Source organism: Thalassolituus sp. UBA3500 (genome assembly GCF_002377545.1).
Lineage (GTDB): Bacteria > Pseudomonadota > Gammaproteobacteria > Pseudomonadales > Oceanobacteraceae > Thalassolituus.
Genome location: NZ_DFQB01000055.1, coordinates 38,183 through 63,990, shown reverse-complemented (window position 1 = coordinate 63,990; position 25,808 = coordinate 38,183). Strand labels below are relative to the sequence as shown.

23 protein-coding genes are annotated in these 25,808 nt (G+C 53.8%); 10 read left to right on the top strand and 13 right to left on the bottom strand.

The annotated features are described in order from the left end of the window. The first annotated feature begins 11 nt into the window (after positions 1-11). Both B2R29_RS13305 and B2R29_RS13300 read left to right on the top strand, forming a co-directional pair. Entirely contained in the window at positions 12-284 is a 273-nt protein-coding gene (locus B2R29_RS13305; protein ID WP_301181508.1) for a hypothetical protein, read from the top strand. Between the two features lie 112 nt (positions 285-396). Continuing rightward, positions 397-1,086: a DUF3047 domain-containing protein gene (locus B2R29_RS13300; protein WP_301181507.1), complete on the top strand. Its 690-nt coding sequence runs from the start codon at positions 397-399 to the stop codon at positions 1,084-1,086. On the opposite strand, the gene B2R29_RS13295 is transcribed toward B2R29_RS13300, so the two are convergent. The 13 genes from B2R29_RS13295 to gshB all read right to left on the bottom strand — a co-directional run bounded on the left by B2R29_RS13295 (position 1,034) and on the right by gshB (position 13,245). Next, positions 1,034-1,741: an HAD family hydrolase gene (locus B2R29_RS13295; RefSeq protein ID WP_301181506.1), complete on the bottom strand. Its 708-nt coding sequence runs from the start codon at positions 1,739-1,741 to the stop codon at positions 1,034-1,036. The two genes, B2R29_RS13300 and B2R29_RS13295, sit on opposite strands and share 53 nt — an antisense overlap. Positions 1,742-1,743: 2 nt before the next feature. Then, positions 1,744-2,415 (bottom strand): DUF484 family protein, encoded by a 672-nt coding sequence (locus B2R29_RS13290; protein ID WP_301181505.1) that lies wholly within the window; start codon positions 2,413-2,415, stop codon positions 1,744-1,746. 20 nt (positions 2,416-2,435) lie between these two features. Next, the gene (gene dapF / locus B2R29_RS13285; RefSeq protein ID WP_301181504.1) at positions 2,436-3,266 is read right to left on the bottom strand and encodes a diaminopimelate epimerase; all 831 of its coding nucleotides are present in this window, start codon (positions 3,264-3,266) and stop codon (positions 2,436-2,438) included. 26 nt (positions 3,267-3,292) lie between these two features. Next, positions 3,293-4,543: a diaminopimelate decarboxylase gene (lysA, locus tag B2R29_RS13280; protein ID WP_301181503.1), complete on the bottom strand. Its 1,251-nt coding sequence runs from the start codon at positions 4,541-4,543 to the stop codon at positions 3,293-3,295. Between the two features lie 4 nt (positions 4,544-4,547). After that, positions 4,548-4,661, bottom strand: a complete 114-nt coding sequence (lptM, locus tag B2R29_RS13275; RefSeq protein WP_414716619.1) for an LPS translocon maturation chaperone LptM — start codon at positions 4,659-4,661, stop codon at positions 4,548-4,550. A 51-nt stretch (positions 4,662-4,712) separates the two neighbouring features. Beyond that, positions 4,713-7,505, bottom strand: a complete 2,793-nt coding sequence (locus tag B2R29_RS13270) for a class I adenylate cyclase (RefSeq protein ID WP_301181501.1) — start codon at positions 7,503-7,505, stop codon at positions 4,713-4,715. A 78-nt stretch (positions 7,506-7,583) separates the two neighbouring features. Beyond that, positions 7,584-8,849: a dihydroorotase gene (locus tag B2R29_RS13265; RefSeq protein WP_301181500.1), complete on the bottom strand. Its 1,266-nt coding sequence runs from the start codon at positions 8,847-8,849 to the stop codon at positions 7,584-7,586. Then, on the bottom strand, positions 8,849-9,838 hold the full coding sequence (locus B2R29_RS13260; RefSeq protein WP_301181499.1) for an aspartate carbamoyltransferase catalytic subunit: 990 nt from the start codon (positions 9,836-9,838) through the stop codon (positions 8,849-8,851). The genes B2R29_RS13265 and B2R29_RS13260 overlap by 1 nt, the downstream gene beginning before the upstream one ends. 13 nt (positions 9,839-9,851) lie before the next feature. Continuing rightward, positions 9,852-10,346 carry a bifunctional pyr operon transcriptional regulator/uracil phosphoribosyltransferase PyrR gene (gene pyrR / locus B2R29_RS13255; RefSeq protein WP_301181570.1) on the bottom strand — a complete coding sequence of 165 codons (495 nt, stop codon included), beginning with the start codon at positions 10,344-10,346 and terminating at the stop codon, positions 9,852-9,854. A 2-nt stretch (positions 10,347-10,348) separates the two neighbouring features. After that, entirely contained in the window at positions 10,349-10,804 is a 456-nt protein-coding gene (gene ruvX / locus B2R29_RS13250) for a Holliday junction resolvase RuvX (RefSeq protein WP_301181498.1), read from the bottom strand. After that, positions 10,797-11,354, bottom strand: coding sequence for a YqgE/AlgH family protein (locus B2R29_RS13245; RefSeq protein WP_301181497.1), 558 nt, complete (start codon positions 11,352-11,354; stop codon positions 10,797-10,799). Before B2R29_RS13245 ends, ruvX begins: the two co-directional genes overlap by 8 nt. Further along, entirely contained in the window at positions 11,354-12,232 is an 879-nt protein-coding gene (locus tag B2R29_RS13240; protein WP_301181496.1) for an energy transducer TonB, read from the bottom strand. The genes B2R29_RS13245 and B2R29_RS13240 overlap by 1 nt, the downstream gene beginning before the upstream one ends. 47 nt (positions 12,233-12,279) lie before the next feature. Continuing rightward, positions 12,280-13,245: a glutathione synthase gene (gene gshB / locus B2R29_RS13235; protein WP_301181495.1), complete on the bottom strand. Its 966-nt coding sequence runs from the start codon at positions 13,243-13,245 to the stop codon at positions 12,280-12,282. A gap of 333 nt (positions 13,246-13,578) precedes the next feature. Between gshB and pilG the strand changes: the two genes are divergently transcribed. From pilG to B2R29_RS13195, 8 genes are all read left to right on the top strand, one after another. Next, complete coding sequence (pilG, locus tag B2R29_RS13230) at positions 13,579-13,959, top strand: twitching motility response regulator PilG (protein ID WP_068442958.1); 381 nt, start codon at positions 13,579-13,581, stop codon at positions 13,957-13,959. 16 nt (positions 13,960-13,975) lie between these two features. Next, the gene (pilH, locus tag B2R29_RS13225) at positions 13,976-14,350 is read left to right on the top strand and encodes a twitching motility response regulator PilH (protein WP_301181494.1); all 375 of its coding nucleotides are present in this window, start codon (positions 13,976-13,978) and stop codon (positions 14,348-14,350) included. 4 nt (positions 14,351-14,354) lie between these two features. Beyond that, positions 14,355-14,879, top strand: coding sequence for a chemotaxis protein CheW (locus B2R29_RS13220; protein WP_301181493.1), 525 nt, complete (start codon positions 14,355-14,357; stop codon positions 14,877-14,879). A gap of 76 nt (positions 14,880-14,955) precedes the next feature. Next, the gene (locus tag B2R29_RS13215) at positions 14,956-17,037 is read left to right on the top strand and encodes a methyl-accepting chemotaxis protein (protein WP_374047312.1); all 2,082 of its coding nucleotides are present in this window, start codon (positions 14,956-14,958) and stop codon (positions 17,035-17,037) included. A gap of 25 nt (positions 17,038-17,062) precedes the next feature. Further along, on the top strand, positions 17,063-17,953 hold the full coding sequence (locus B2R29_RS13210) for a CheR family methyltransferase (protein ID WP_301181492.1): 891 nt from the start codon (positions 17,063-17,065) through the stop codon (positions 17,951-17,953). Then, a complete protein-coding gene (locus B2R29_RS13205) occupies positions 17,950-24,282 on the top strand; it encodes an Hpt domain-containing protein (RefSeq protein ID WP_301181491.1) in 6,333 nt (2,110 codons plus the stop codon). Before B2R29_RS13210 ends, B2R29_RS13205 begins: the two co-directional genes overlap by 4 nt. Then, positions 24,283-25,314 (top strand): chemotaxis protein CheB, encoded by a 1,032-nt coding sequence (locus tag B2R29_RS13200; protein WP_287028001.1) that lies wholly within the window; start codon positions 24,283-24,285, stop codon positions 25,312-25,314. After that, entirely contained in the window at positions 25,283-25,762 is a 480-nt protein-coding gene (locus tag B2R29_RS13195; RefSeq protein WP_301181490.1) for a chemotaxis protein CheW, read from the top strand. The genes B2R29_RS13200 and B2R29_RS13195 overlap by 32 nt, the downstream gene beginning before the upstream one ends. Positions 25,763-25,808 lie beyond the last annotated feature (46 nt).

Sequence of the window (25,808 nt, the reverse complement as noted above, 5' to 3'; positions counted from 1 at the left end):
AGGGATGTCTTATGGCACATGATGATCTGCACGACGACGAGTTTAACGAACAGGATTCGCACGACGATTCCGGCGAGCAGGAAACAGAGACAAAAGAAGCCGCCTCCACAGATGACGACATTGAGTATGGTTCTCAGGCTGCTCGCGAAGCGATGCGTCAGGCGATGGCCTCTGATGTGGAAGCGTTTCTCGCCCGTGGTGGTCGAATTCAGGAGGTCGCCGCGGACGTAATGGGTGATCCACCACGCAAACCACAGACGAACTACGGTAGCCGTCCTATATAAGACGCAGCCGCTTGCCAGCCGTATAGAACGGATAATTCTTTCTATGTGGCTGGTCGTTTTCTGAGCGAGTGCTAAAATAGTCTGGCAAGTTGATTCGCAAGGATGCAGAAACATGACCAGTCATTCCAGAAAATACCGTCGTCGCTTACACGCCTTACCTGCCGCACTGGCTCTGTTGGTATTCGCCGCTCTCTGGCTCTACAGTCACACCACCTCTGCCGATGTGCTGCTTTCCGCCAAAACCATAGACGACTGGAAAAAAGACTGCCGTCACTGCTCTATCGAACCCCACTATGATGTTATCCAGGGTGAAATCGTGCGCCTCGAGAGCCGTATGGGCCGTGCTCTGTTGAGCCGTCCGTTTGTCAGTGAAGGTGCAAGGCCCCAGCTAAGCTGGCTGTGGTCGCTGGATCAGTTTGATGAAGAAACAAGTGCGGCGCTGATGCGTGTGACGGTGGATTTCTCAAGCGCAGAAACCGATCAGACTTATCGCCTGCATTATGTGTGGAATCCGGCCGAACGTACGACGCACCGTGAGATGATCGAAGAGAATGAGTTTATCTGGGTGGTCAGTGGTGCTCAGCAGGCGCCGCGTCGCTGGTATTCTGTCGAGCGTGACCTGAAACAGGATCTGGGCAGGCTTGCGGAAGAGATCCCTGAAGATATCTCTGTTACCCGCATCGAAGCCGGTATTGGTGAACCGGATGGGCGTAAGGTCCGTAGCGGTGGTTACATCAGCGAACTGATCGTCAATTACCTTCCAGAGCCCTTATCGCTTGAACCAGTTGCGACCAGTGACTGAACTCACCATCGGGCTGACAATCCGCTAACGGCCAGTCAGCCTCCTTATCATTGAACCACAAGGTTGTCATCCCGACGGCGCGAGCTGCAGCGACATCCTGCTCCGGGTGATCGCCAATGTGGAGTGCTTGCCGGGGTTCCACGCCTGCGTGCTGAAGTGCAGCCTCGAACATGTCTGGCGAGGGTTTCGCAGCGTAGTCGTCAGCTTTCAGATGGCGTTCGAACAAATGGGTATGTCCAGCTATATCGAGATCAGCATTGCCGTTCGTCAGAGCAATCAGAGTGTACGACTCTTTAAGCTCTGCCATGACGTCGGCAACATTTTCAAACAAGGTTAAGCCTGTACTGCGTGCCTGATAAAAGGTCGCAAAAGCGTCTTGTGCCATGCGTCGGGCAGTATCGGAATCATGGCCAGACTGAAGGAAAATCCGGCGCAGCAACTGGAAACGAAACTCAGACACTTTGCCTGTCAGCTCAGGGTAGGCTGCGGCCAGGTCTTTCTTGTAGGCGTGAAATTTTTCCGGTGGGTAAAAACTGGCAGTGACCGGAGAATGTTCATTAATCCAGCCAAACATAGCCTGTTCTGCTGCGATCAGCGCATCAGTCGGGTCCCAGAGCGTGTGATCCAGGTCGAAGGTAATGAGCCGTAAGGTCATACTCAGCTGACCGGAACCTGCGGCAGTCGCAGCGCCAGTACGTCTGCTATAAAGTCGAGGAATAAGGTATCTACTGAACTGCGGTAGTAGCCTGGATCTTCACTGGCGACCGTCAGTATGCCGAGATTATCCTTACCACGAATATGTGCCGCGGCAACAGAACGGCAGGCAGACTCTTCGACACCGAGGAGTTGTGCGATGTCAGCCTCGGGCAGTTGCCCACAGATGGCTCTGTGGCCTTTAAACAGCCGGTGTACCGAGCGCTGGACTTCGCTGCTGTGAATAGCAATTAATGGTGGCTCAAGCTGGCGTTCAGTGAAATGCAGCATCGCCCAGGCATCCACCGAAAAGTCTTTGCGCAGAGAGTCATCGAGGGCGGCCTGAACATCCACCCAGGTGGTTGCTTCGACCAGAGCTAAAACCAGACGCTTACTTTTTTCGAATAACTGATCGTTACGGCGCGCGTTCTCAAGTAAGTCCGACAGGCGTTGTCTCAGCTCGACGTTGCGTTCACGGTGCACAGCAAGCTGACGCTCAACAAGGCTGGTGGCCGGACCGCTGTTGTGGGGAATCCGCATGCCTGCGAGGAGGTCATCCTTTCCGATAAAAAAGTCGGGATGATCTTCCATGTAGGCAATTACGTCAGCTTCAGTCAGTCGCGGGGTCTGGCTCATGTCTGTCTGTTCCTTAGAGGTCAGAGGTTTACTTTACCTTCGAACACCCGTTCAGCCGGGCCTGTCATTTTTACTGCGCCTTCACCGTCCCAGTCGATGAACAGATCACCACCGGGAAGGCTGACTTTGACGCCCTGATTCAACCAGCCGCGAAGCTGGCCAGAAACTACGGCAGCGCACGCGCCGGTTCCGCACGCCAGAGTCTCACCCGAGCCACGCTCAAAAACACGCAGGCGGATGTGATGTGGATTGATAATCTGCATAAAACCTACGTTAACGCGGTTCGGAAATTCCTTGCAGGACTCAACCGCTGGCCCCCAGGTTTCCACGGGGGCGGTATCAACGTCGTCGACGCGGATAACGGCGTGTGGGTTGCCCATGGATACTGCGCCGAGGTTAATGATACCGACGTCAGGCACATCGATGGTGTACTCAGTAGCAAAATCGTCGGCAATAAACGGAATTTTTTCCGGAGTCAGTTCCGGTTTGCCCATATCGACCATGACCTGTCGGTCATCGGTCAAATGCAGTTCCATGATACCGCTGGCTGTCTCAACACGAATATCGCGTTTGCCTGTCAGGTTCTGGTCGTAAACGAAACGCGCAAAGCAACGTGCCCCGTTACCACAATTCTCAACTTCACTGCCGTCGGCATTGAAAATCCGGTATTGAAAGTCGACATCCGGGCGGGTTGGCTTTTCAACGACCAGCAGCTGGTCGAAGCCGATACCAAAGTTACGGTCCGACAGTTCGGCAACACGCTCCGGGCGAATGTTCGCACTTTGCGTAATCAGGTCAACGACAACGAAGTCGTTACCGATACCATGCATCTTGCTGAATTTGAGCCACATATACTGTCTCTTTATCCGGGCTGATATTAATCGGGTAAGCAGCTTTCGCCGGCGAATAAGGACTCCACGGTTTCGCGTTCGCGAACAACAAAGGCATTGTCACCATCCACCATGATTTCAGCGGCACGGCCACGGCTATTGTAGTTTGATGCCATGACAAAACCGTAGGCGCCTGCGGACATCACAGCCAACAGGTCGCCAGCAGCAATGTTCAGTGCGCGATCTTTACCCAGAAAATCTCCGGTTTCGCAGACTGGGCCGACGAGGTCGTACGTGCGCTCTGGCTCAGCGGAGGTTTCCGATACCGGAACGATTGCCTGCCATGCACTGTAGAGTGCTGGGCGGATAAGGTCGTTCATTGCACCATCAATAATCGCGAAGTTCTTATGCTCGTTGAGTTTCAGAAACTCGACCTGAGTCAGGAAGACACCGGCGTTGGCGGCAATAGAACGGCCCGGCTCAAAAATCAGCTTGAACGTGCGATCACCCAGTCGCTCTTTTACGGCAGCAATGTACTCTGCCGGTGTCGCTGGCTGTTCGTCCTGATAGCGCACGCCGAGGCCACCGCCGAGATCGAGGTGCTCAATAGTGATGCCACGTCCGCTGAGCTCGTCGACAAGCGCGAGTACCCGGTCAAGGGCATCAAGGAATGGATCAATCTCAGTCAGCTGGCTACCGATGTGGCAGTCTACGCCCTTAACGTCGAGACCTGGCAGGCCAGCGGCCTTTTCATAGATACGCACAGCATCATTGATATCAATACCAAACTTGTTGTCTTTCAGACCGGTAGAAATATAGGGGTGGGTCTGTGCGTCCACATCCGGGTTTACGCGCAGTGAGACGGGAGCTGTTTTGCCCAACTCAGACGCTACGGCGCTCAAACGCTCAAGCTCTGCTTCTGACTCAACATTAAAACAATGTACACCCACTTCGAGGGCGCGCTGCATTTCATGAGCTTGTTTGCCTACCCCAGAAAAAACCACTTTCGACGGATCACCGCCAGCTGCGATCACACGCTCCAGCTCACCGATACTGACGATATCAAAACCAGCGCCCAGCCTTGCCAGTGTGTTCAGAACGCCGAGGTTGGAATTCGTTTTGACCGCGAAACACACCAGGTGAGGCCATTCACCCAACGCGTCGGTGTAGGCGAGGTAAGCTTGTTCGAATGCGCTGCGTGAGTATACGTACAGGGGCGTGCCGTGTTCTTTGGCCAGTGCGGCCAGAGAGACGTTTTCGGCATGCAGGCTGCCGTTCTGGTATGAGAATGCTGACATGGGCTTACTGCTCTTGTTCTTGTTCGGAATCTGGGAGATAAAGCGGACCTTTCTGACCACAGGCACTGACACCGGTTGCGAACAACACAATCAAAGACACACAGGCGATGGTTTTCAGGTTCATAGCTACCTCCCACAGAATGCCACGCATTATACGGGCAATGGTGTGCTATGTCTGCGCCTGAGCGCGCCCTTTGCTGTGCGGGGGCTGGGCCTTAGGTGTGCTGGTAGTTGGTGGGGAGTTGAGCAGGTGTTCCAGACGTTGCCTGAACTGCAAATGGCGGATCAGGTGTTGATTATCGTCGATAACAATATCGCTCAGCCAGACTGGCTGCGCATGATCTTCTGTACGAGCGTTAATCACTGCCTGACGAGCTTCTACCAGCAGCTTAGTGCCGAACGTTGCCTGTGACAGCGTGATGTCGTTGACGGAAATCTCCAGAACCGATTTAGCATGTGAGTGAGCACATACTTCAATGGCAGCGGATTCTTTTGCTTCCATGGGAATGCGGCGGCGTTGGGCGCTGAAAGATAGAGTCTCACCGTCAAGCAGAAGTTCGCTCAGATGCAGGGGCCAGAGGGGCTGCTGTGATTCATCAGCCCAGCGTTGATTAAGTCGACGGATAAACCGCAATACGGGCACCAGGGTTGAGCGAATATCTGTATCACTCTGTTCCTGATAATGCAGAGAACCAAACTGGTCCATCACGTACAGAAACACTTTGCCTTTCTGACGCCAGTACCAGACGTGCCACTCGTCGCCCTCGCTTTGTTCCAGAATCAGGCGCAGTGGGCTACTGGGTAGCGCATGACGGTCGAGCTGCCAGCGCCGGAAGCGGGGGCGCGGGCGGGCCAGGAGTTTGATCAGTGCTTTAAGGCTTTCTGCATGGTGACTGACGACCTCTCGCCGGCGGTATTCAATCAGATGAAAACTGTCGCCGGTCTGAAGTAAGTAGGGCGCTGGCTTCGCCTGCGACAGGTGATCAATCAGATCATTAAGTAACTGTTCAAGACGCTTCTGGATTGCGACTGACCGCACCTGACAGTGACAGTGGATACGCCATTCTGGCCAGGCCTGAGTGTCGGCCTTACTGCGAAAATTCAGTACCTGCAGCATTGCTTCATGCACGGTGTCGGCGCCGGTGTAATAACTGACCTGCCACTCTCCCCAGCTGGTGATGGTCAATAACTCAACAGACTGAACCAGGTTTTCGCGGCTTGAGCTGAAGCCCAGGGCGTCGTCACGGTTGCTGATTTTCTGCATGCCGCGTCGCGACAACGACTGTTGAGGATTTACCCCGGGATTAACGAACAAATGCCAGCGCAGTGGCGTCTGATCGTTTTCAAAGTCGATACTCTTTTTCCCCGGCAGGGGGATTTCCATAATGTCCTGCAGCAGAGACCTGAGTTCGTATTGGGTCACTGGGTTATGCGCCGGATACAGGGCGACATGGGAGTGGCTGGTGAGCATGCCGTTACGCCGGGCAAACACCAGCGCTTCAATGATTGAAGGAGTCTGCATCAGTACGGCGCTGTCGTCTCCCGGGCGCCAGCTGCCGGGGATCAGTTGCCAGATGCCGTCTTTGAGGTTAAGGGTCAGCTTTTCCTCTTCCATATCGCTACGGATTTTCGGGTTAATGTCGATGATCTTGCCCGGCTCGGCTCTGAACGCTGCGAACAATTGGTTGCCGAGTACTTTGAGGTCGCGCTCTTTAATGTGCAGGGATTGCGCGTGCTCCTGCGAAAACGTAGCGAGCGCGCGGTAGCTGTTCAGCATTTGCGTTACCAGTGCATTACGCTCGTTCATCACTTTGCGTGCGGGCCAGCTCTGGCGACTGTCCAGATCATCGAGGTAGGTATAGGTCCAGCCCCATTCCTTTACCTGCTCTTCGAGTGCCTTCACCCGGCGTTGTTGGTGTTGGTTGCCGACCAGTCTTGTTAGTTGAACGCCTGACTTGAAGTAGAAAGCTCTACGCATAAGATCGCGAAGGTCGCTTTCCTCCTCTCCGAGGTGAGATTCCAGGCGACGTAGCATCAGCAGGTAAGGATCTGTGTTCAGCAGGTCGGCGCCACCGTCCTGAACCTGTTTGCGGAAATCCCAGGCGAGCGGTCGGATATCAGGATACGCGGAAGCATACTCACGGTTGAGCAGAAGTTTCAGCAGTGACTTGTATGGATTGCTGAGCCCTTTGTTGAGTTGCCACAGGCCAGCGCCAACGAATTCTCCGGCGGGAATGGTCGGCAGACTGCCGACATCCAGCCACTCGGCGACATCAATCAGGTGGTTGTCCGTAAGTCTGGTCCAGTAGCTGTCGGCCTGATATTCCAGATCCTCAGGGGTTAACCACCAGCGTGGAGTTTTACCGGCTAACCAAAGAGCACTGCGGTAGAACTCATCCAGTAACAACAGGTGCTGGCTGCTGCCGCAGTCTTCGCCATCCGCGGACTGGCTTTGACCGTCGCGAAAGTCTTTGAGGTTCATCAGAAAAAAGTGGACTTCTGTGCCTTGTGAGTCTGCCCACTTTTCGATGCGCGTACACTTCTCCTGCAGATCGCTGATCTGCTGATCCGTTAGCAGCTCGTCGTGGCATAGCCAGACATCAAGGTCGCTGTTGCGGCTTTGGGCAACACTGCCCAGGCTGCCCATCAGGAACACGCCTTCAATACACCGTTGGCCCGGATCTCTGGGAATCTGTGCGCCCCGGGCGAACTGGTGCAGTGCTGAATGATGCTCAAGCGTAGGGGTGTACCCAGTGATCCCGCAGGGAGTGTGCGGTGCAACATAGCCCGGCAAACGAGAACCATTGCAGTGCAGCAGGAGCGGCAGAACGTCCAGCACGGCCTGCTGTCGGGGGGATAGTTGTTCTCGCGCGGAAGCCAGCTTCTGAGCGTTGAGGTCAAGAAAGTTCTGACGCCAGCGATTCAGAGTGCTCTGGTCCGGGGTAGGGTTGGCCGGGTTCATCACTTACTGCACAACGTGGGTGTGTATCTCAGTATAGATGGCCCGGCATTTTTCGCCGTTTTACTGTTTCTGTCAGAATCAGCTTATCCGGCAACCCTCCAGAAATACCTGCGCTACCTTGCCCGACACCGTTCGGTTTAACAGAGGGTGGTTATGACCACCAGAGGCAATTTCTGAGGCAGAGAGTGTGTATTCACCCTCTGGATCGTACAGCACCGCATTAAAGTCAGCGCCTTCCGTCAGAGACTGCGGAAGCCCGAGGACATTCGCAGGTGTGACGGATATGGCTCGCACCAGTTGCTCTACGGTCAGCTCTTCGCGCGTCACCAGCGTCATCGCCTGCGGTAGAAAAGCGTCATACTGACTCATGCCGGGCTCGGCATCAGAAAACGGTGCTTTCTTGGCCGCCAGCTCATGAGGGCTGTGGTTTGAACTGATGGCAAGTTCACCGCGGGCAACGGCTTGCACCAGTGCCTCTCGATCGCGCTCGCTGCGTAACGGTGGCTGTACGTTGTACAGGCTGTTGTAGCCGGTAACAGCTTCGTGGGTAAACAGCAGGTTCGCCAGTGGTGTATCGGCGGTTACCCGTAAGCCATTTTCCAGCGCCTGTTGTAGCATGCTGACACTGCGTCGACAGGTGATCTGGCTGATGTGAGCGCGAACACCAGTCTGCTCTACCAGCAGAAGAATCTGTGCCAGAGCAATAGTTTCAGCGGTCTCGGGTATCCCCGGTAAACCCATGCGGGTGGCCACCGGACCTTCGTGCATGCAGCCACCATCTGACAGGCTGAGATCATTGGCATTCAGGAATAACGGAATATCGTAGGTCGCTGCGTATTCCATCAGGCGTCGCAATACATAGCTGTTTTTGATCGGACGACGGGCGTTGCTCATGGCGACCGCGCCTGCTTCAGCAAGGGTGTACATGCTGGCCAGTTGCTCGCCTGCGAGGTCCTGTGTCATGGCACCCAGTGGCAGTACGCGGCTGAACCCGGCTTTACCGGCTTTTTCCAGAATAAGCTTGATCACAGCGGAGGTATCGGCGACCGGCTTGGTGTCCGGTAAGCTGCAGATGTGCGTGAAGCCACCGCGGGCGGCCGCTTCTGTTTCGCTGGCAATGCTGCCTTTCTGGCTGTAACCCGGTTCGGGCAGATGACCACCGAGATCAATCAGCCCCGGCATTAACCATTGGCCGGTGGCATCGATCGTATGTTCAATTTCACCGGCGTCTGGTCGACGGCCGACTGTAGCGATCCGACCATCGGCAACAAATACGTCTGTGACTTCATCGGTTTGAGTCTGAGGATTGATTACCCGTGCATTGGCAATATGCAGATATCTCATCAGGCAGGCTCCTCACTGTTTACCGGTGTTTGCTGGCCACTCATAGCCATGGCCATCACGGCCATCCGCACGGCAATGCCATAACTGACCTGGTTCAAAATGACGGACTGATTGCCGTCGGCGACGGCCGATTCAATTTCAACACCGCGGTTGATCGGGCCCGGATGCATAACGATGGCATCGGGTTTAGCAAACGCGAGCTTTTCTTCGGTCAGACCGTATAGTTTGAAAAATTCGCCTTCCGATGGAAGCAATGCATTCTGCATGCGTTCTTTCTGCAGGCGCAGCATGATGACCACGTCGCAGTCGGCGAGCCCCGCTTTCATATCGTAATAAGGAACGGCGCCCATGCTTTCGATATCAGAAGGTAGCAGGGTTCCGGGGCCAATGACTCTGACTTCGGCAGCGCCTAGCGTGCGCAGGGCGTGGATCTGAGAGCGGGCAACCCGTGAATGCAGAATATCGCCGACAATAGAAACGATTTTTCCTTCGATATCGCCTTTGTGACGGCGGATTGTGAGCATATCAAGCATAGCCTGAGTCGGGTGCGCGTGGCGACCGTCACCGGCATTAATAATGGCGACGTTTGGCGTTACCTGTTCGGCAATGAAATGGGCGGCGCCTGAGTCTGAATGGCGTACAACGAACATGTCGCTGTACATGGCCTCAAGATTCCAGAGGGTGTCCATTAAGGTTTCCCCCTTAGAAGTCGCCGAGCGCGCGATATCGAGGTTGAGAATATCCGCCGACAGACGTTTCGCTGCGAGCTCGAAGGTTGAACGGGTCCGGGTGCTGTTTTCAAAAAACAGATTGACGACGGTTTTACCGCGCAGCAGAGGAACGGTTTTTACTGCTCTCTCCTGTGTGCTGATAAATGAGTCCGCGGTGTCTAAAATTTCTGTGAGTAGCTCGCGGCTCAGGCCTTCAGTCGTCAGGAAGTGCTTAAGGCGTCCGTCTTCGGTGAGCTGGACTGTGTTGGGATCAGTCATGTGGTGTTCCTGTTCAGGCCAGAGTCAGAACTAAAGGGCGCGGGCCGGTCAGCTTGACCAGCTGGCCATCATTTAATGCCAGAGTCGCTCCGCAGAGGTCTGGCTGAATCGGTAATTCGCGACGACCGATATCCAGCAGACATATAAGGGTAATGCTGGCTGGGCGGCCATAATCAAACAGCTCGTTCATGGCGGCGCGTATGGTTCGGCCGCTCATGATGACGTCATCGATCAGGATGATGTGTCGGTCTTCAATGGAGTCCGGCAGCTCTGACCCCTGAACCTTCGGGTGCAGGCCGTGACGAGTGAAGTCATCGCGGTAGAAACTGATATCAAGTGTGGCGACGTCGTCGGCACATTTCAGTGTGTCATTGAGACGTTCTGCAACCCAGACGCCGCCCGTTCGGATACCGACCAATAAGGGGTTGTCGAGCTGGCGCTCGCTAATCAGCTCACTGACTTGCTCAGCCAGGTCTTGAGTAATGTGTTCTATGTCCGGCAGATTCATCATTAGTCTCCTGCTTTCGGGTGTTCTGACATCCAACTTTCCAGAATCAGGCAGGCAGCGAGGCCGTCTACCGAGTAGTCACCAAAGTTCTGATGCCCAGAATCTTCAATGACCATGCCTTTCGCTTCGTAGCTGGTCAGGCGCTCGTCCTGCGTGTACGAAGGGCGATGGAAACGACCTTCCAGACGGCGGGAGAATTTTGCCGCTCTCCGGCTCATTTCTGAAGGGGTGCCGTCCATATTGAGTGGCAAGCCAGTGACAAAGGCGTCAGGTTGCCATTCTTTAATAATGCGCTCCAGAGAGTCCCAGTCGGGTACGCCGTCTCTGGCTTTGATGGGCTCCAGAGCATTGGCACTGTCTGTCAGGCGCTGGCCAATAGCAATGCCGATGCGTCGGGTGCCAAAATCAAACCCCATGACGGAAGTGATACGATCAGGAATCTGAGGAGTATCAGGCATGGCCTGACTCATCACTGAGGAATTCGGCACTGACACCCAATTTACTGAGTGCAACATCATAAAGGTCGCGCTGGTCGAGGCGAAAAAGAAGGTCGGGAGTTGCCTCCAGTGTGAGCCAGGCGTTTTCGCGCAGCTCTTCGTCCAATTGGCCTGCACTCCAGCCGGCGTAGCCAAGACCAAGCATGTAATTCTGAGGTCCTGTTCCTTGAGCAATCGCACGCAGAATATCCTGAGACGACGTCAGGTGGGTTTTCTCTGTAATATTCATGGTGGCGCCCCAGTCTCCGGTTTCTTCGTGCAGAATAAAACCTTGCTCCGGACTGACTGGTCCGCCCTGAAGGATGGTAGGCGTAATGTGGCTACGACGATCAATATCCAGCTGTTCGCAGATATCACTGAACTCAATACTGGAGGGCTTGTTCAGTACCAGCCCCATCGCGCCATCCGCGTTGTGTTCGCATAAGTAGGTGACCGTGCCGCCGAACCAGGAGCCATCAAGGCCGGGCATCGCAATCAACAGGTGGTTACGCAGGCTGTTCAGTTCAAGCATCAGTTTGACCCCGAGAGGTAACGGTCACCGGTGAATTGCCAGGTGCGGATGATTTCCAGTCTATCCATTTCGCGCCGCATTTCGTTGGTAAATGGGGCGAACGGAGCAGCAAGGCGGACAATTCGTGTGGCAGCTTCATCGAGTACTCTGCGGCCCGAAGACTCAAGCACTGCGAGCTCATGGATGCTGCCATCAGGGTTGATGGACACTAAGATCCGTAAACGGCAATTGTCGTAGCAGTTTTCAGCTTCCTGTGGATAGTTAATGGCACCCATTCGCTCAATTTTCTGACGCCATAAATTCACGTAGTAAGCGTCGGTCGCTTTCATTGTAGATGCAGCGGTCAGACGATGAATACGCGGCATTCGTGCGTACATTTGGCGTTCGGTATCCAACTTAGCCTGCAGGCTGGCGATTTCGAGGCTGCGCTCAAATAAGCTTTGTTGAGGGCCGTCCGGAATATCTGGGGCAGGCGGTTGTTGTTCTGCAATCTGCTGTTGCTGTTTATCAGGACTGCGGGTGGTTGAAACAACTTGGGTATGCTGGCTGTCCTGCAGGCGCGGAGCCGTTGGCATCTGTTCTTCGCGTACGTTCTCACGGATGTCGTTGGCGTGGAAGTCGGCTTCAACGTCCGTGGTCTGCATCTGCGCTTCGTCCAGAGTGCCGCTGCCCTGTTGGTTTTCCTGGGCAAGAAAGTCGGCATCTTCGGGCGCTTCATCACTGCGGTAGCCTGCCAGGGTGACGTCCAGTGTCGAACTGAAAGCCGGGCTTTCCTGCGCACTGAAACTGATGCCCAGCACTAGCATGGCGTGCACCATGAGCGCGACGAAGATCGCGAACATCATGCGGTCATTGCTTGATACGGTCTGGGCACTCATGGTCTGTCAGGGTCTCCGTCGTTGTGCGCGCAAGTCTGCTCTCACCTTCAGGAATTGTCCACACTGGAACGGCGGATTTCCAGTAGTGTATCGATCAGTTGTCCGGCGACGTCGATACCGCTGTCGCGCGAAATTTCCCGCACGCAAGTCGGGCTGGTGACGTTGATCTCTGTCAGGCAGTTGCCGATGACGTCCAGGCCAACAAAATACAGGCCGCGTTTTATCAGCTCAGGACCGATGATGCTGGCGATGCGGCGATCGTCTTCCGAGAGCTCTTGCGTGACTCCGCGTCCGCCGGCGGCCAGGTTGCCGCGTGTCTCGCCTTGCGCAGGAATGCGAGCGAGGCTGTACGGAACGGGCTCGCCATTAATCATCAGAATGCGCTTATCGCCCGATGTGATTTCAGGAATGAATTTCTGCGCCATGATCTGTTGTGTGCCGTGAGCGGTCAGAGTTTCGATAATGACGCTGACGTTAGGGTCATCCTTTTTGAGTCGGAAGATGGAGGAGCCACCCATACCGTCGAGCGGTTTAAATATTACGTCTTCGTGCTCTGCGTGAAATGCCTTCAACAGGTCGGCACGTCGCGCAACGATGGTCGGTGACATAAGGTCAGGGAAGGCTGTAGCGAATACTTTTTCGTTGCAGTCACGCAGGCTTTGAGGACGGTTAGCAACAAGAACACCTTCCTCTTCGGCACGTTCAAGAATGTAGGTGCTGTAGATAAACTCGCTATCAAACGGTGGGTCTTTGCGCATAATGATGATGTCGAGTTCCGCCAATGGACGGTCTTCGAAGTCACCCAGATCAGCCCAGTGTTCTGGATTCATCGCCACGTTTAAGGGCGCCATGCGGCCATATGAGCGGCCTTTCTGAATAGAGAGATCAGGTTGTTCCATGTACCAGAGTTCGCAGCCTCGTTCCTGTGCTGCATTTAACAACGCGAGGGAAGTGTCTTTCTTGAAGTGGATGTCCTGAATAGGGTCCATGATTACGCCAAGTCTTATAGTCATTGCGTCTCCGCTGCGTGGTCAGTCATCTGAGTGACAGGAATAATTAATCGTCGGATTGTAACGTATCCGATTTGGCTTTTTCAGCGTTTTGTCGAGCCTTTGTCAGTGACAGTGTGTTGCATCAGGCAGGGTTCCCGGTATGCTCTCTAGCCTGCCCGGGCGGAGTGTGATACAAAAGCGGAGCGTCCCGGTGGCCCCGGGGAAACGACTGATTTTCTGTATTCTTTGCAGGACAGTCGGGGGCTCTTGCCGGTCTGAGGGTTGAGTCACAGAACTCTTTGGCCAATCAGAGTAAAACAACAACAGATAATTGGATGGTGAAAGGCCTGTCGTATGGACGATAATTTTCAAGATGTAAAGGTCATGGTGATTGACGACAGTAAGACAATCCGTCGTACTGCCGAAACCCTGCTGAAAAAAGTTGGCTGCGAAGTCATTACAGCCACTGACGGTTTCGATGCCCTGGCTAAAATCGCCGATACCGACCCGGATATTATTTTCGTCGATATCATGATGCCGCGACTGGACGGCTATCAGACCTGCGCCCTGATCAAAAATAATTCCAAGTTTAAGTCTACCCCAGTCATCATGTTGTCGAGTAAAGACGGCCTGTTTGATAAAGCCAAAGGTCGTATTGTTGGGTCTGATGAGTATCTGACCAAACCATTCAGTAAAGAAGAGCTGCTCGGTTCTATCCGTCAGCACGCGAAATAAGTAAGGGGTAAGTAGCATGGCGCGCATTCTTGTGGTGGATGACTCACCAACGGAAACCGAGGCTTTCCGGGCGGTGCTCGAGAAAAACGGCCACGAAGTGTTGAATGCAGAAAACGGTGCTGATGGTGTCGCGGTTGCTCGTCAAGAGCTTCCGGATCTTGTTCTGATGGATATTGTTATGCCTGGCCTGAATGGCTTTCAGGCAACCCGTCAGCTAACGCGGAGCCCTGAAACCAAGAATATTCCCGTTGTGATCGTGACCACCAAAGATCAGGAGACCGACAGGGTTTGGGGTAAGCGTCAGGGGGCCTCAGGCTATTTGGTTAAACCTGTCTCTGAAAGTCGTTTGCTGTCAGAGATCAACGCTTTGATCGGCACTGAAGAAGGCTGAAGGCATGACACCATTTGCTCTGCTCACCGCGATGGAAAATCGCAGCCGACGTTTTGCGTCGCCGCTGCCTCAGCAGGTTGAAACTGTATCGACCTGGCGCGGAATCGGATTTCTGCTAGGTAATGAGCAATACGTCGCCAATATGGCGGATGTCGTGGAAATTCTGCAGATGCCAAAAGTAACCCGTGTGCCTGGCGTCAAAAACTGGGTGCTGGGTATAGCCAACGTCCGTGGACGTATGGTGTCTGTTATGGATCTCAATGGTCTGCTTGGTCAGCCATCCCGTGGTAACTGGCGTAGCCAGCGGGTGTTGGTGATTGAGCAGGATGAATACCTTACCGGCCTGCTCGTAGACGCAGTGCTTGGTATGCAAAGTTTTCCGGTAGACCGGGAGGTGCCTGTGCCGCAGGTGCCTGATGCTCTCGCGCCCTTTGTTGCGAAAGCTTTTGAACGCGATGGCAGGAACTGGCCAGTCATGGAGTTTGGTGAGCTGTTGAGATCACCTGAGTTTATGAATATCGCCGTATAAACACGGAACGGAAAATAATAACAATTTACTGGCCCGTCGGGTCGGATAAGCATGCAGCGAGTTTGGAGAGGACGGCATGAGTGGAAACACAGTAAATCAGGGGAAAAAGAGTAACTTCAGTGCCATTGTTCTGATGTTCGTTTTCCTGATCGGTTTCATTGGTATCACCATTGGGGTCAACATTCTGGCCACAAAAGATGAACAGTATCTCGAGCACTCGGGTGAGCTACGGGTTCTGTCACAGGAATTGGCGAAAAACGCAGTGGAAGCCGCAGGCGGTAAGCCTGACGCATTTACTCAGCTGCGTCAGGCCCGTGATAACTTCGATAAGCGTTGGGGATATCTCGCTTCCGGTGATAGTGCAACGAGCCTGCCTCCGTCAGAAGATGCCGCGCAGTCGGGTGTTCAGGAAACCTGGAGCAGCGTACGTGAAGATGCTGACCAGATTATTCGCTCTGAACAGATTGTTCTCTCGGTTCACGAAGTGGCCGAACTTCTTTCTGAAACGATTCCTCAACTGCAGGTTGAGTACGATGAGATCGTTGATATTCTGCTTGAAAGTGGCGCCCCTGCTGAGCAGGTTGCAGTTGCCCAACGTCAGTCCTGGCTCGCGGAACGTATCGTCCGCTCAGTAAACAAGGTACTGGCAGGTGGTGATGACGCAGTGATGGCGGCGGACGCTTTCGGTCGTGACGCCTCGCTGTTCGGTCGGGTACTGAACGGTATGATTCAGGGCAACATCGCCATGAATATTTCTCAGGTAACGAACGAAGAAGCGGTGTATGCGTTGGCTGAAGTCGCTGAGCTGTTTGAATTTGTATCGGGCTCTGTTGACGAAATTCTGGAAACCTCTCCTGAACTCTTCCAGGTTCGTGAAGCCTCCGACAATATCTTCCAGAATTCTCGTGTTCTGCTTGAACAGACCTCTGTTCTGACCAATGAAATTCAGAATAACGCTGAAGAACGTAACATGATTCAGCTGGGTGGTTATGTTCTTGCGTTTATTGCACTGCTGTTTGCGTATATCTATTTCCGTACAGAATCTAAGAGCGCCCGTGAGCGCGAGGAAGATGCTCAGCAGCGAGAGCAGGATACTCGTCAGACGAATGAACAGAACCAGGTTGCGATTCTGCGTCTTCTTGATGAAATTGCTGACCTTGCAGACGGTGATCTGACAGCGTCCGCGACCGTAACCGAAGACTTTACCGGCGCTATTGCCGACGCGATTAACTTTGCGATCGACCAGATGCGCGTACTGGTATCCTCGATTAATGATACTGCGGTACAGGTATCGTCGGCGGCTCAGGAAACTCAGGCGACAGCGATGCATCTTGCTGAAGCATCTGAACACCAGGCCCAGGAAATTGCCGGTGCCTCTGCAGCGATCAACGAAATGGCGGTGTCGATTGACCAGGTATCCGCCAACGCCTCTGAATCATCTGCGGTTGCGGAGCGGTCGGTTGCGATCGCGAACAAAGGCTCTGAGGTTGTACAGTCGACGATCAGCGGCATGGATAACATCCGTGAGCAGATTCAGGAAACGTCTAAGCGTATTAAACGTCTGGGTGAGTCGTCCCAGGAAATTGGTGACATCATCTCCCTGATTACCGACATTGCTGACCAGACCAACATTCTGTCTCTGAACGCGGCTATTCAGGCATCGATGGCGGGTGACGCCGGTCGGGGCTTCGCGGTAGTTGCGGACGAAGTACAGCGTCTGGCAGAACGTTCTGCGGCGGCGACCAAGCAGATTGAAGCTCTGGTTAAAACGATTCAGAACGATACCAACGAAGCCGTTATTTCGATGGAACAGACCACCACCGAGGTAGTTCGTGGTGCCCGTCTGGCACAGGATGCGGGTGTGGCGCTGGAAGAAATCGAAAGCGTATCAAACAACCTCGCAGAGCTGATTCAGAACATTTCCAACGCCGCACGTCAGCAGGCGTCGTCAGCGGGTCATATTTCCAACACGATGAACGTGATTCAGGAAATTACGTCTCAGACCTCAGCCGGTACGACCGCGACTGCGAAGTCGATTGGTAACCTCGCTGAAATGGCGAATATGCTGCGTGAATCTGTTGCCGGCTTTAAGCTGCCTGAAACAGTGAGCGACGCAGAATTTCATGAAGAAACCGAAGAAGAGCAGAGCACTCTCTGAGGGCTCTGACGCAACGGTCTGATACATGAGCCAGTCAATCCGCAATGGTCTGAGTACGGTCCCTGAACTAGACGATGTACAGTTTAATCGTTGGCAGGGATTGCTGGAGGAGCGCACAGGGATGTTTCTGCCCCAACAGCGGCGCTCTTTCCTACAGACCAGCTTGGGTCTGCGCATGCTGGAACTTGGCATTCGCGACTATGGTGAGTACTACGAAAAGATTCAGGACGGCCCTTCTGGTGTGATGGAGTGGTCGACACTGGTCGACAGGCTCACTGTTCAGGAGACGCGTTTTTTCCGCGACCCCGATGCTTTGCAGCTGGTCGTTGAGCATATGCGCCGTCAGCGTCCGCGCCTTCAGGCCCGTGAGGAGACAATGGAGTTCTGGAGTGTTGGTTGTTCCTCTGGAGAGGAAGCCTACACACTGGCGATGCTTGCCGAAGAGAATCTCGCATCGACCGGTCTGAAGTACTCCATTACTGGTACCGATATCTCAACCATTGTACTGCGCAAGGCTCGCAGTGGCCGTTACCCGTTGCGGGCGCTGGAGCGTATTCCGGTTGAATACCACAATTGGGCTATTGCTCCGCTGTCTTCTCAGCAGGTAGAGGTTGCTGCTCAGTTGCGTCGCCGCTGCTGCTTCAGCCAGGTCAATATTCTTAATCTCAAGAGTTGTCCGCTACAGTCGCAGCACGTGATCTTCTGTCAGAACGTTCTTATTTATTTTCGTCGCTGGCGTCGGCGGGAAATTCTTGATGCTCTCGCGCAACGTCTTGCGCCGGGAGGCTTACTGGTTATCGGGCTCGGTGAAATGGTGGACTGGGAGCATCCGTTATTAGAATCGGTGCACAGCGGTCAGGTGACCGCGTTTGTCCGCAAACAATCCACATCGACAGGGGAGAGTGCAAGGCGATGAGTCAGGACTACATCGCCCTGGAATGGGTAAAAGGGGAAATTCAGGATACGCTGCAACAGGCTCAGCAGGCACTTGAAGCGTACGTTGAACACCCCGAAGACAGAAGCCGTCTGCGCTTCTGTTTAAGTTACCTGCACCAGGTGCATGGAACATTGCAGATGGTGGAGTTCTACGGAGCTGCGCTGCTGGCTGAAGAGATGGAAGCGGTTGCTCTGGCGTTGACCGAGGGTTCCCTGAGCAATGAACAGGACGGCCTTGAAGTCCTGATGCAGGCGATTATTCAGCTTCCTCATTATCTGGAGCATGTGAAGGTCGGGCGTCGGGATCTGCCCGTCGTGTTGTTGCCCATTCTGAATGAACTACGCTCGACCCGAGGCGAAAACTTCCTGTCTGAAACATCATTGTTCACGCCTCATGTCGAACACAATGCGCCATTAACCGGAGCGCAGAAAAATCTGTTTACGCAACCCAACTTCTCGCCATGGTTGCGTAAAACACGGCAGATGTTGCAGACCGCAACCTTGCAGCTGCTGCAGGATCGTGACCCTGATCTCGCAAAGCACTACATCAACAAGCTCTTCGCCAAATTAAATAAGTCCATGGGAGGTACACCTCAGGGGATTGTCTGGCTGCCAGCGTTGGCGTTCAGTGAATGGTTACTGAAACAGGAAAGCTTGCCGAAGAGTGCAAAGGTTCTGCTGCGTCAGCTTGATCAGCTTTTGAAAACCGGCCTTGATAAAGGTGTTGCGGCGATAAATCGTCCGCCCGCTGAAGAGCTGTTGAAAAATCTGCTGTTTTACGTGGCCCGTACCGATGTACGTGGTGATGCTATTCGCCTGGTGCAGAAGCGTTTCAGGCTGGCTGAAGCTCTGCCGAATGCGGAAGATGCTGAAGACCACGCCATGGGCGCAGGCTCTGATGCTGTATCGGGTGCATTAACTGCTCTGATTGAAGAAATTTCTACTGTTAAGGATGAGCTGGATCAGGTCGTCCGTGGTTCTGCAGAACGCGAACCCGCTCTCACGTCGATCCGAAGTACTGTCCGTCAGGTTGCCGATACGATGGGAATGTTGGGGCTGGGAATGCCGCGACGGGTGATGCAGGAGCAGGAAAGCGCGATTGTTTCGCTATTGGAAGCAGAGGCCAGTGACGAGCAGGACAGTAAATTGCTCGATGTTGCAGGCGCACTTCTGTATGTCGAGGCAACACTCAATGGCATGATCCGCGATGGCGATACCAGCAAGTCGGTGAGCGACAGTGCGATGTCTGATGCTCAGCGTGCAGTATTGCGTGAAGCGCGGAATGTACTGGAGCAGGTGAAAGACGGCGTCGTCTCTTACATTGCTCACCAGTGGTCAACCGAGAAATTACAGGAGGTTCCATCCCTTCTGCATTCGATTGAGGGGTCATTGAATATGATCCCAATGCCGCGCGTTGCGGTATTGCTATCTGACCTTTCAACCTTTGTACAGCAAGCGTTACTGGCCGACCGCCCAGCCCCTGAGTGGGGTGTGATGGATATGGTCGCCGAAGTTCTCAGCGGTGTTGAGTATTACCTTGAGCGTTACTCAGATGAAGCAACTACCACCGATATCGCCATTATTGAGCGTGCAGAGAATACGCTCAGTAAGTTAATGGAGCGCTGCGGTATTGAGGCGGCGGCGTCTGAAGATCTCTCAAATGTTGAGCTACCGGAAGGTTTTGCCGATGAAGCGGTTGATGTCACCAGCTTCTCTGAAGCGCTCGGTCTTGACGATGAGTTGGTAGAGAGCAACCAGGACCTGGCCAAGGATGATGCCGAGACGCCTCCTGTCATTGAGCTTGATGATGAGCTCAATGAAGAACTGGTTAATGAGGTCCCGACACAATCTGAAAGCTCTGCACAAAAAGATGCCGACGATGACCTCATTGACGATGAGATCATTGAAGTCTTCCTCGAGGAAGCTGAAGAAGTTACCGAAACTCTTGGCGAGTTCTGGCCCGCTTATCGCCAGAATCAGGACGACAGTGAAGCCCTGACCACGGTAAGGCGCTCTTTCCATACCCTGAAAGGCAGTGGGCGTATGGTGAAAGCAGACGATGTCAGTGAGCTGGCATGGTCTGTCGAAAACATGTTTAACCGCGTGCTCGATGAAACGATTTCCGTTAACGATGACATGATTGCGTTCGTTGATCGTGTGGTCGAGCAGCTCCCCGGCCTGATCGAAGATTTCCGTGCGAAGCGCGCCGCTTCAATTGATGTTCAGCCTTACATGGATTATGCCTTTGCCACCGCCGAAGGCAACCAGCCGGCGACTCTGCCAGGCTCAGGGGATGATGCGCCGGAGCTTGAAGATCAGGTTTCTGCTGATCTCGATGCAGACGGAAGTCGTCCGGATGAAGACATGGACGTGTTGGAAGAAACCCTTAATCCGGAGGCTGCAGAAGACGCCGATGCTCAGCAGGAGGCAGAAGATCGCGCCGCGCTGCTGGAAATTTTTATTGCCGAAGCTGAAGCACATCTTGCGGTTGTCGATGAGTTTGTTAGCGAGTCGAACGAAACGGCCTGTGGCAACCAGATCAGTGATGCTCTGCAGCGCGCTCTGCACACTCTTAAGGGAAGTGCTCACATGGCAGAGCTGGCTCCGCTCGCCGATGTTGCATCTGTCATTGAAAAATTAACGAAAGAACTTCGTGCATTCCGTTTACCGAACACACCGGACCTCGCATCACTGCTCAATGATGCGTCTGCAGCGCTTCGTTCTTATCTGACCGTCGATCAGTTGATGCTGCTTGAGGATATGCCAGAAGCACCGCCTTTAATGGAACGTGCCGCTGTCATTGAAACAGAGCAGCTTCAGCCGATGTATCAGGGCGACTCGCAGGCTGGCATTTCGACTGAGGCGATCAGTCATTTTCTGGCTTCCGGCATGGACTCCCTGATCGAAGCAGATGAACTCCTGCAGACCTGGCAGGAAGAAGATCGTTCGGAAGTGCTCGATACTATTTCGTCAGATCTGGCTTCGGCGGCGCAGGCTGCAGACGATGCTGGTATTCCTGCTGTGAAAGAAATGGCTCTGGCGCTGCATCACTTCTACCAGGGAGCGGGACAGGCCGCAGCTCACCCTGAGCCAGAATTGGTTGGTTTTATCAGCGACGCTCACGAAGAGCTTCTCAATATGATGGATTGTCTGGCCGCTGGTCAGGACCTTCCTGATGTGTCGGAGACTGTCCGCCGCGTGCGTGACTGGCAGTTCCCTGAGTCTCAGCAAATCGAAGACCAGCCAGAGCCGCGGTCAGAAGACCCGGCCGACGAAGAGTCTGCAGAGGTACCTGTCGCTGAATTTTCGGAGCCTCAGGTGCCAGAGTCGTCTGTGGTTGAAGGAATGCTTTCGCAGGAGGCTGCAGATACACCACCCGTTCCAGAGGTTGATGAAACGTCATTGAGTGAACTGGAACAGGCAGACATCGAAGAGCAGGAAGACGATCTGATTCTCGATATCTTCCTGGAGGAAGCGGAAGAAATTACCGAAGCTATTGAAGCCATCATGCAGAAGTGGGAAAAAACACCCGACGACCTTCTGCCAGTGGCCGAGCTTCAGCGAGAGCTGCACACCCTGAAAGGTGGCGCTCGAATGGCTGAGCTGCCTGAAGTTGCTGACTTGTGCCATGAACTGGAAACACTCTATGAACGCCTTAACGACGGCGTTATTGATCTGTCCGAAGATACGCTGCCGCTAGCGCAAAGTGCGCACGACCTACTCTTTACCCAGTTGCAATCGGTCAGGGAGGGCAAGGGCCCGGAGAATCCTGAACGTATGATTGAAGCCTTGAAGGTAGCATCGCAGCGTAGTGGGACTGAGCAGGCACCTGTTGAGGAAACGGAGACTGCAGATTCACGAGCCTACGCGGTTCAGTCTGAAACTGCCGATGAAAGCGATCGTGAAATTGTTGGCATCTTCCTCGAAGAAGCTGGTGAGTTGATGGAAGCGCTGGATGAGGGTGTCGAGGCATGGCGCACCGAACCGGCATCGACTCAAGGTGCTGACGAGCTGTTGCGTGTTCTTCATACCTTGAAAGGCGGTGCTCGTCTTGCCGGGTTGTCTGTCATTGGTGACACTGCGCATAACTTCGAATCGGATATTCAGAAGGCGTTGTCACGTGAAGCGCGATTCGATGACACCTTCTTCAGACACATCCATGAACGACAGGAAAATCTGCAGTCAAAAATTGACGATGTCGCAAACCTGCTCGACAGTGACGGCGTCCTGGTACTGGGCGAGAAGGAGCTGGTGGTCGATTCACCTGTTTCTGCTCAGGATGTGGTTAGTGATGTTGATACGCTCTCCAGCAGTGATTCTTCACTGACAGAAGAGCTGGGTGAAGAAGCGTCAGCCGATGCTGAAACTGAAAACTCGCAGCTGGCCGTCGTGCCACTTCCCGGCAAAGAAATTGAGACGGCGCCAGAGCGCACACCACCGGCTATGGCGCAGCAGCGCAAAGCACCGACCGAGCTTGTAAAGGTATCGGCCGATCTGCTGGACAGCCTGGTAAACCTCGCTGGCGAGACCGCCATTGGGCGCGGTCGTCTGGAAGAACAGGTCAGCGATTTTGCTGGAACCCTGACGGAAATGGATCAGACGCTGGACCGGATGCGCGATCAGCTGAGACGTCTGGATATTGAAACCGAAGCTCAGGTGATCTTCCGCCAGGAGCGTCATGGACCAGATTACGAAGACTTTGATCCTCTGGAGATGGACCGCTATTCGGCAATGCAGCAGCTTTCGCGAGCATTGATGGAGTCTGCATCTGACCTTATCGATCTTAAGGAAACCCTGTCGGGTAAAACCCGTGACGCAGAGACGCTGTTGCTCCAGCAAAGTCGTGTGAATACCGAGCTTCAGGAAGGTCTGATGAAGACTCGTATGGTTCCGTTCCAGCGCATGGTGCCGCGTCTGCGTCGTATTGTTCGTCAGGTGAGTCTTGAGCTGAATAAACAGGTCGAGCTGCGAGTTAATAACGCCGACGGTGAAATGGATCGAACCATCCTTGAGCGTATGATTTCGCCTCTTGAGCACATGGTTCGGAATGCGGTTGACCATGGTATTGAAAGTGGAGAGCAGCGCCGGGCAGCGGGTAAACCCGAGAAGGGCAGCATTGAACTTGATATCCGACGTGATGGCGGTGACGTGGTTCTGACCTTACGTGACGACGGACAAGGGATTAACCTGGATGCTGTTCTCAAGAAAGCGCGAGAGCGTGGCATGGTGCCGGAAGGCGTCGAGCCGACCGAACACGACATTCTGCAGTTTATTCTGCAGCCCGGTTTTTCGACCGCAGAAGTCATCACTCAGATTTCTGGTCGTGGTGTCGGCATGGATGTCGTTAGCAGCGAAATTAAGCAGATGGGCGGTAGTGTAGAAATTCGCTCTGAAGCGGGTTCAGGCAGTGAGTTTGAAGTGCGCCTGCCATTCACCGTATCTGTGAACCGCGCACTGATGGTACGTATTGGTGAAGACCTCTATGCGGTACCTCTGAATAACATTCAGGGCATTGTTCGTGCTTCTGTCGCTGAACTGCAAAACCTGTACGATCAGCCAGAGGGCGAGCGCTTCTTTAACTACGCTGGCCGCGATTATCAACTGGGTTATCTGGGGGCTATGCTCGATGAGCATTCGCACCCGAAAATATCAGGGCAGCATATGCCGTTGCCTCTGCTACTGGTTCGCGGCCAGGTTCCTTTTGCGTTGCAGGCCGATGCGCTGCTTGGCTCCCGTGAGATCGTGGTGAAGAGCCTCGGCCCTCAGTATGCCAGTGTGCGTGGCATTTCTGGTGGTACGATTCTCGGTGACGGTAGCGTCGTTATTATTCTCGATCTGCCAGCCATGATCCGGACCTACACCAGCCTCGAGTATCAACAGGCGAAAGCGCTGGATAATAAAGCGGCAGAAGCGCGTCATGAACAGGAGCGCAGGCTGCCTAAAGTACTGGTTGTTGATGACTCGGTGACCGTACGTAAGGTGACTACGCGTCTGCTCGAACGCCATGGTATGGAAGTAATGACCGCGAAAGACGGTATGCATGCGATGGAAGTCTTGCAGGATGTGAAGCCTGACGTGATGCTGCTCGATATTGAGATGCCGCGCATGGATGGCTTTGAGGTCGCCTCTCTGGTACGTCACGATGAGCGCTTAAAAGATCTGCCGATCATCATGATCACTTCGCGGACGGGTGATAAGCACCGTGAGCGCGCAAGAAGTATTGGTGTGAATGAATACATGGGTAAGCCCTTCCAGGAAGAATTGCTTCTGGAAAATATCAATGCCTTCCTGGGACATGAGGTTTACTGAGTGGCCAGCCCAAAAGTCGCTGTGATAAACAGCGACCTTTTGCAGCAACGCATACTGGCAGAGTCTCTGCAGCGGCTGGGGTTTGAAGTAATCCTGAATATCCCCGCTGCAAGAATGACTCTGGCGGCGATAGAGCAGACTCATGCCGATGCATGGTTGGTTACCTTTCGTGATGATGACGACGTTTGTGGCGAGAGTTTTGACGCTTTACTGAGCGGTGAAGCGCCAGTTCTGGTGGGATTGGACGATGCGCCAGATAATCATTGCACCAGCTTTTTGCGATGGGAAAAGAAGCTACTGACAAAGCTTCGGGATCTGACGGATACGCCAGCACCAGCGGCAGAAGTCAGTCAGATGCCATGGGAACAGAAGCAACACAGGGAGATTCCGCTTCCTGATGTATTTGCCGATGGCGCTTCGAAGCTTCCTTTGCAGATTTTTGTACTTGGAGCGTCCCTCGGCGGCCCGGAAGCCGTGAAAGAATTTCTTGATGTGCTTCCAGCCGGATTGCCGGTAGCGTTTGTGTACGCTCAGCATATTGATGAAAGATTTGAGCAGGCTTTGTGTCAGGCGGTTGGGCGTCATTCTGCGTATCAACTTAAAAATGTCGAGAATGCAGCGGTACTGGCCGCTGGAGAAGTGCTGATTGCGCCGGTATCAACGACCTTCGACCTGGTTGGTATGGATCGAATCAGTGTAGGGAGTACATCCTGGGATGGGCCTTACGGACCGTCCATTGATGGCGTGATCGACGTGGTGTTTAATCACGCCCGGCAGCGTTTCGGTTGCATCCTTTTCAGCGGCATGGGTAGTGATGGAGCCGAGAGTATCTCGGCGCTGCCGCAAGGCACAGATATCTGGGTTCAGGCGCCCGAAGGGTGTGGAAACGCATCCATGCCTGAAAGTGCGATTCAAACAGGCAGGGTCACCTTCGTCGGTGATTCGTACCAGTTAGCGTTAAAGCTGGTTGAACATCTGAAAGAGAAATGGACAGAGAATTATGAGCGAAAACCAGATCACCAGTGCGGATAATAAGCCTGAACAGGTCGACTGCCTGCTGGTGCCGTTGAAGGATCGTAATCTTATTCTGCCGAACGTGACGGTAGCCGAGGTTATTCCGTTTTCGCACTTGCTGACGACAAATGCCAGCACAGACTGGGTACTGGGTCGCCTCGACTGGCGTGGAACTCTGGTTCCGGCTCTGTGTTACGAACTGATGAGCGGTCAGGCTGCGCCGGCGCCTAACCCTGATGCGCGCTTTATTATCGTGAATGGGGTCAATGCTAATCCTCAGATGCCTTTCTATGCCATCCTCGTGCAGGGTATTCCTCGATTGATGCACGTCGGTGAAAACGATCTACAGGAAGTCGAAGCCATGGGCATGGGGCAGTTTGATAAGGTCGCAGTGACGTTTGAGGGGGTTACCGCGATGATCCCGGATCTGGAACGGGTTGAGAATGAGGTGCTCATCACTATCTGACTTTGCCCTTTCAGGTTTCCGCAAACCGGTGCTTGCTGTATAGTCA

What these genes read in the sequence shown, in the direction of transcription:
- B2R29_RS13265 (WP_301181500.1), bottom strand. Translation starts at nt 8,849, where the DNA reads ATGAGATATCTGCATATTGCCAATGCACGGGTAATCAATCCTCAGACT.
- B2R29_RS13205 (WP_301181491.1), top strand. Translation starts at nt 17,950, where the DNA reads ATGAGTCAGGACTACATCGCCCTGGAATGGGTAAAAGGGGAAATTCAG.
- pilG (WP_068442958.1), top strand. Translation starts at nt 13,579, where the DNA reads ATGGACGATAATTTTCAAGATGTAAAGGTCATGGTGATTGACGACAGT.
- B2R29_RS13270 (WP_301181501.1), bottom strand. Translation starts at nt 7,505, where the DNA reads ATGAACCCGGCCAACCCTACCCCGGACCAGAGCACTCTGAATCGCTGG.
- B2R29_RS13295 (WP_301181506.1), bottom strand. Translation starts at nt 1,741, where the DNA reads ATGACCTTACGGCTCATTACCTTCGACCTGGATCACACGCTCTGGGAC.
- B2R29_RS13195 (WP_301181490.1), top strand. Translation starts at nt 25,283, where the DNA reads ATGAGCGAAAACCAGATCACCAGTGCGGATAATAAGCCTGAACAGGTC.
- B2R29_RS13210 (WP_301181492.1), top strand. Translation starts at nt 17,063, where the DNA reads ATGAGCCAGTCAATCCGCAATGGTCTGAGTACGGTCCCTGAACTAGAC.
- B2R29_RS13260 (WP_301181499.1), bottom strand. Translation starts at nt 9,838, where the DNA reads ATGACTGATCCCAACACAGTCCAGCTCACCGAAGACGGACGCCTTAAG.
- pyrR (WP_301181570.1), bottom strand. Translation starts at nt 10,346, where the DNA reads ATGAATCTGCCGGACATAGAACACATTACTCAAGACCTGGCTGAGCAA.
- lysA (WP_301181503.1), bottom strand. Translation starts at nt 4,543, where the DNA reads ATGTCAGCATTCTCATACCAGAACGGCAGCCTGCATGCCGAAAACGTC.
- B2R29_RS13245 (WP_301181497.1), bottom strand. Translation starts at nt 11,354, where the DNA reads ATGCTTGAACTGAACAGCCTGCGTAACCACCTGTTGATTGCGATGCCC.
- B2R29_RS13240 (WP_301181496.1), bottom strand. Translation starts at nt 12,232, where the DNA reads ATGAGTGCCCAGACCGTATCAAGCAATGACCGCATGATGTTCGCGATC.
- pilH (WP_301181494.1), top strand. Translation starts at nt 13,976, where the DNA reads ATGGCGCGCATTCTTGTGGTGGATGACTCACCAACGGAAACCGAGGCT.
- B2R29_RS13290 (WP_301181505.1), bottom strand. Translation starts at nt 2,415, where the DNA reads ATGAGCCAGACCCCGCGACTGACTGAAGCTGACGTAATTGCCTACATG.
- B2R29_RS13215 (WP_374047312.1), top strand. Translation starts at nt 14,956, where the DNA reads ATGAGTGGAAACACAGTAAATCAGGGGAAAAAGAGTAACTTCAGTGCC.
- dapF (WP_301181504.1), bottom strand. Translation starts at nt 3,266, where the DNA reads ATGTGGCTCAAATTCAGCAAGATGCATGGTATCGGTAACGACTTCGTT.
- ruvX (WP_301181498.1), bottom strand. Translation starts at nt 10,804, where the DNA reads ATGCCTGATACTCCTCAGATTCCTGATCGTATCACTTCCGTCATGGGG.
- gshB (WP_301181495.1), bottom strand. Translation starts at nt 13,245, where the DNA reads ATGACTATAAGACTTGGCGTAATCATGGACCCTATTCAGGACATCCAC.
- B2R29_RS13305 (WP_301181508.1), top strand. Translation starts at nt 12, where the DNA reads ATGGCACATGATGATCTGCACGACGACGAGTTTAACGAACAGGATTCG.
- B2R29_RS13300 (WP_301181507.1), top strand. Translation starts at nt 397, where the DNA reads ATGACCAGTCATTCCAGAAAATACCGTCGTCGCTTACACGCCTTACCT.
- B2R29_RS13220 (WP_301181493.1), top strand. Translation starts at nt 14,355, where the DNA reads ATGACACCATTTGCTCTGCTCACCGCGATGGAAAATCGCAGCCGACGT.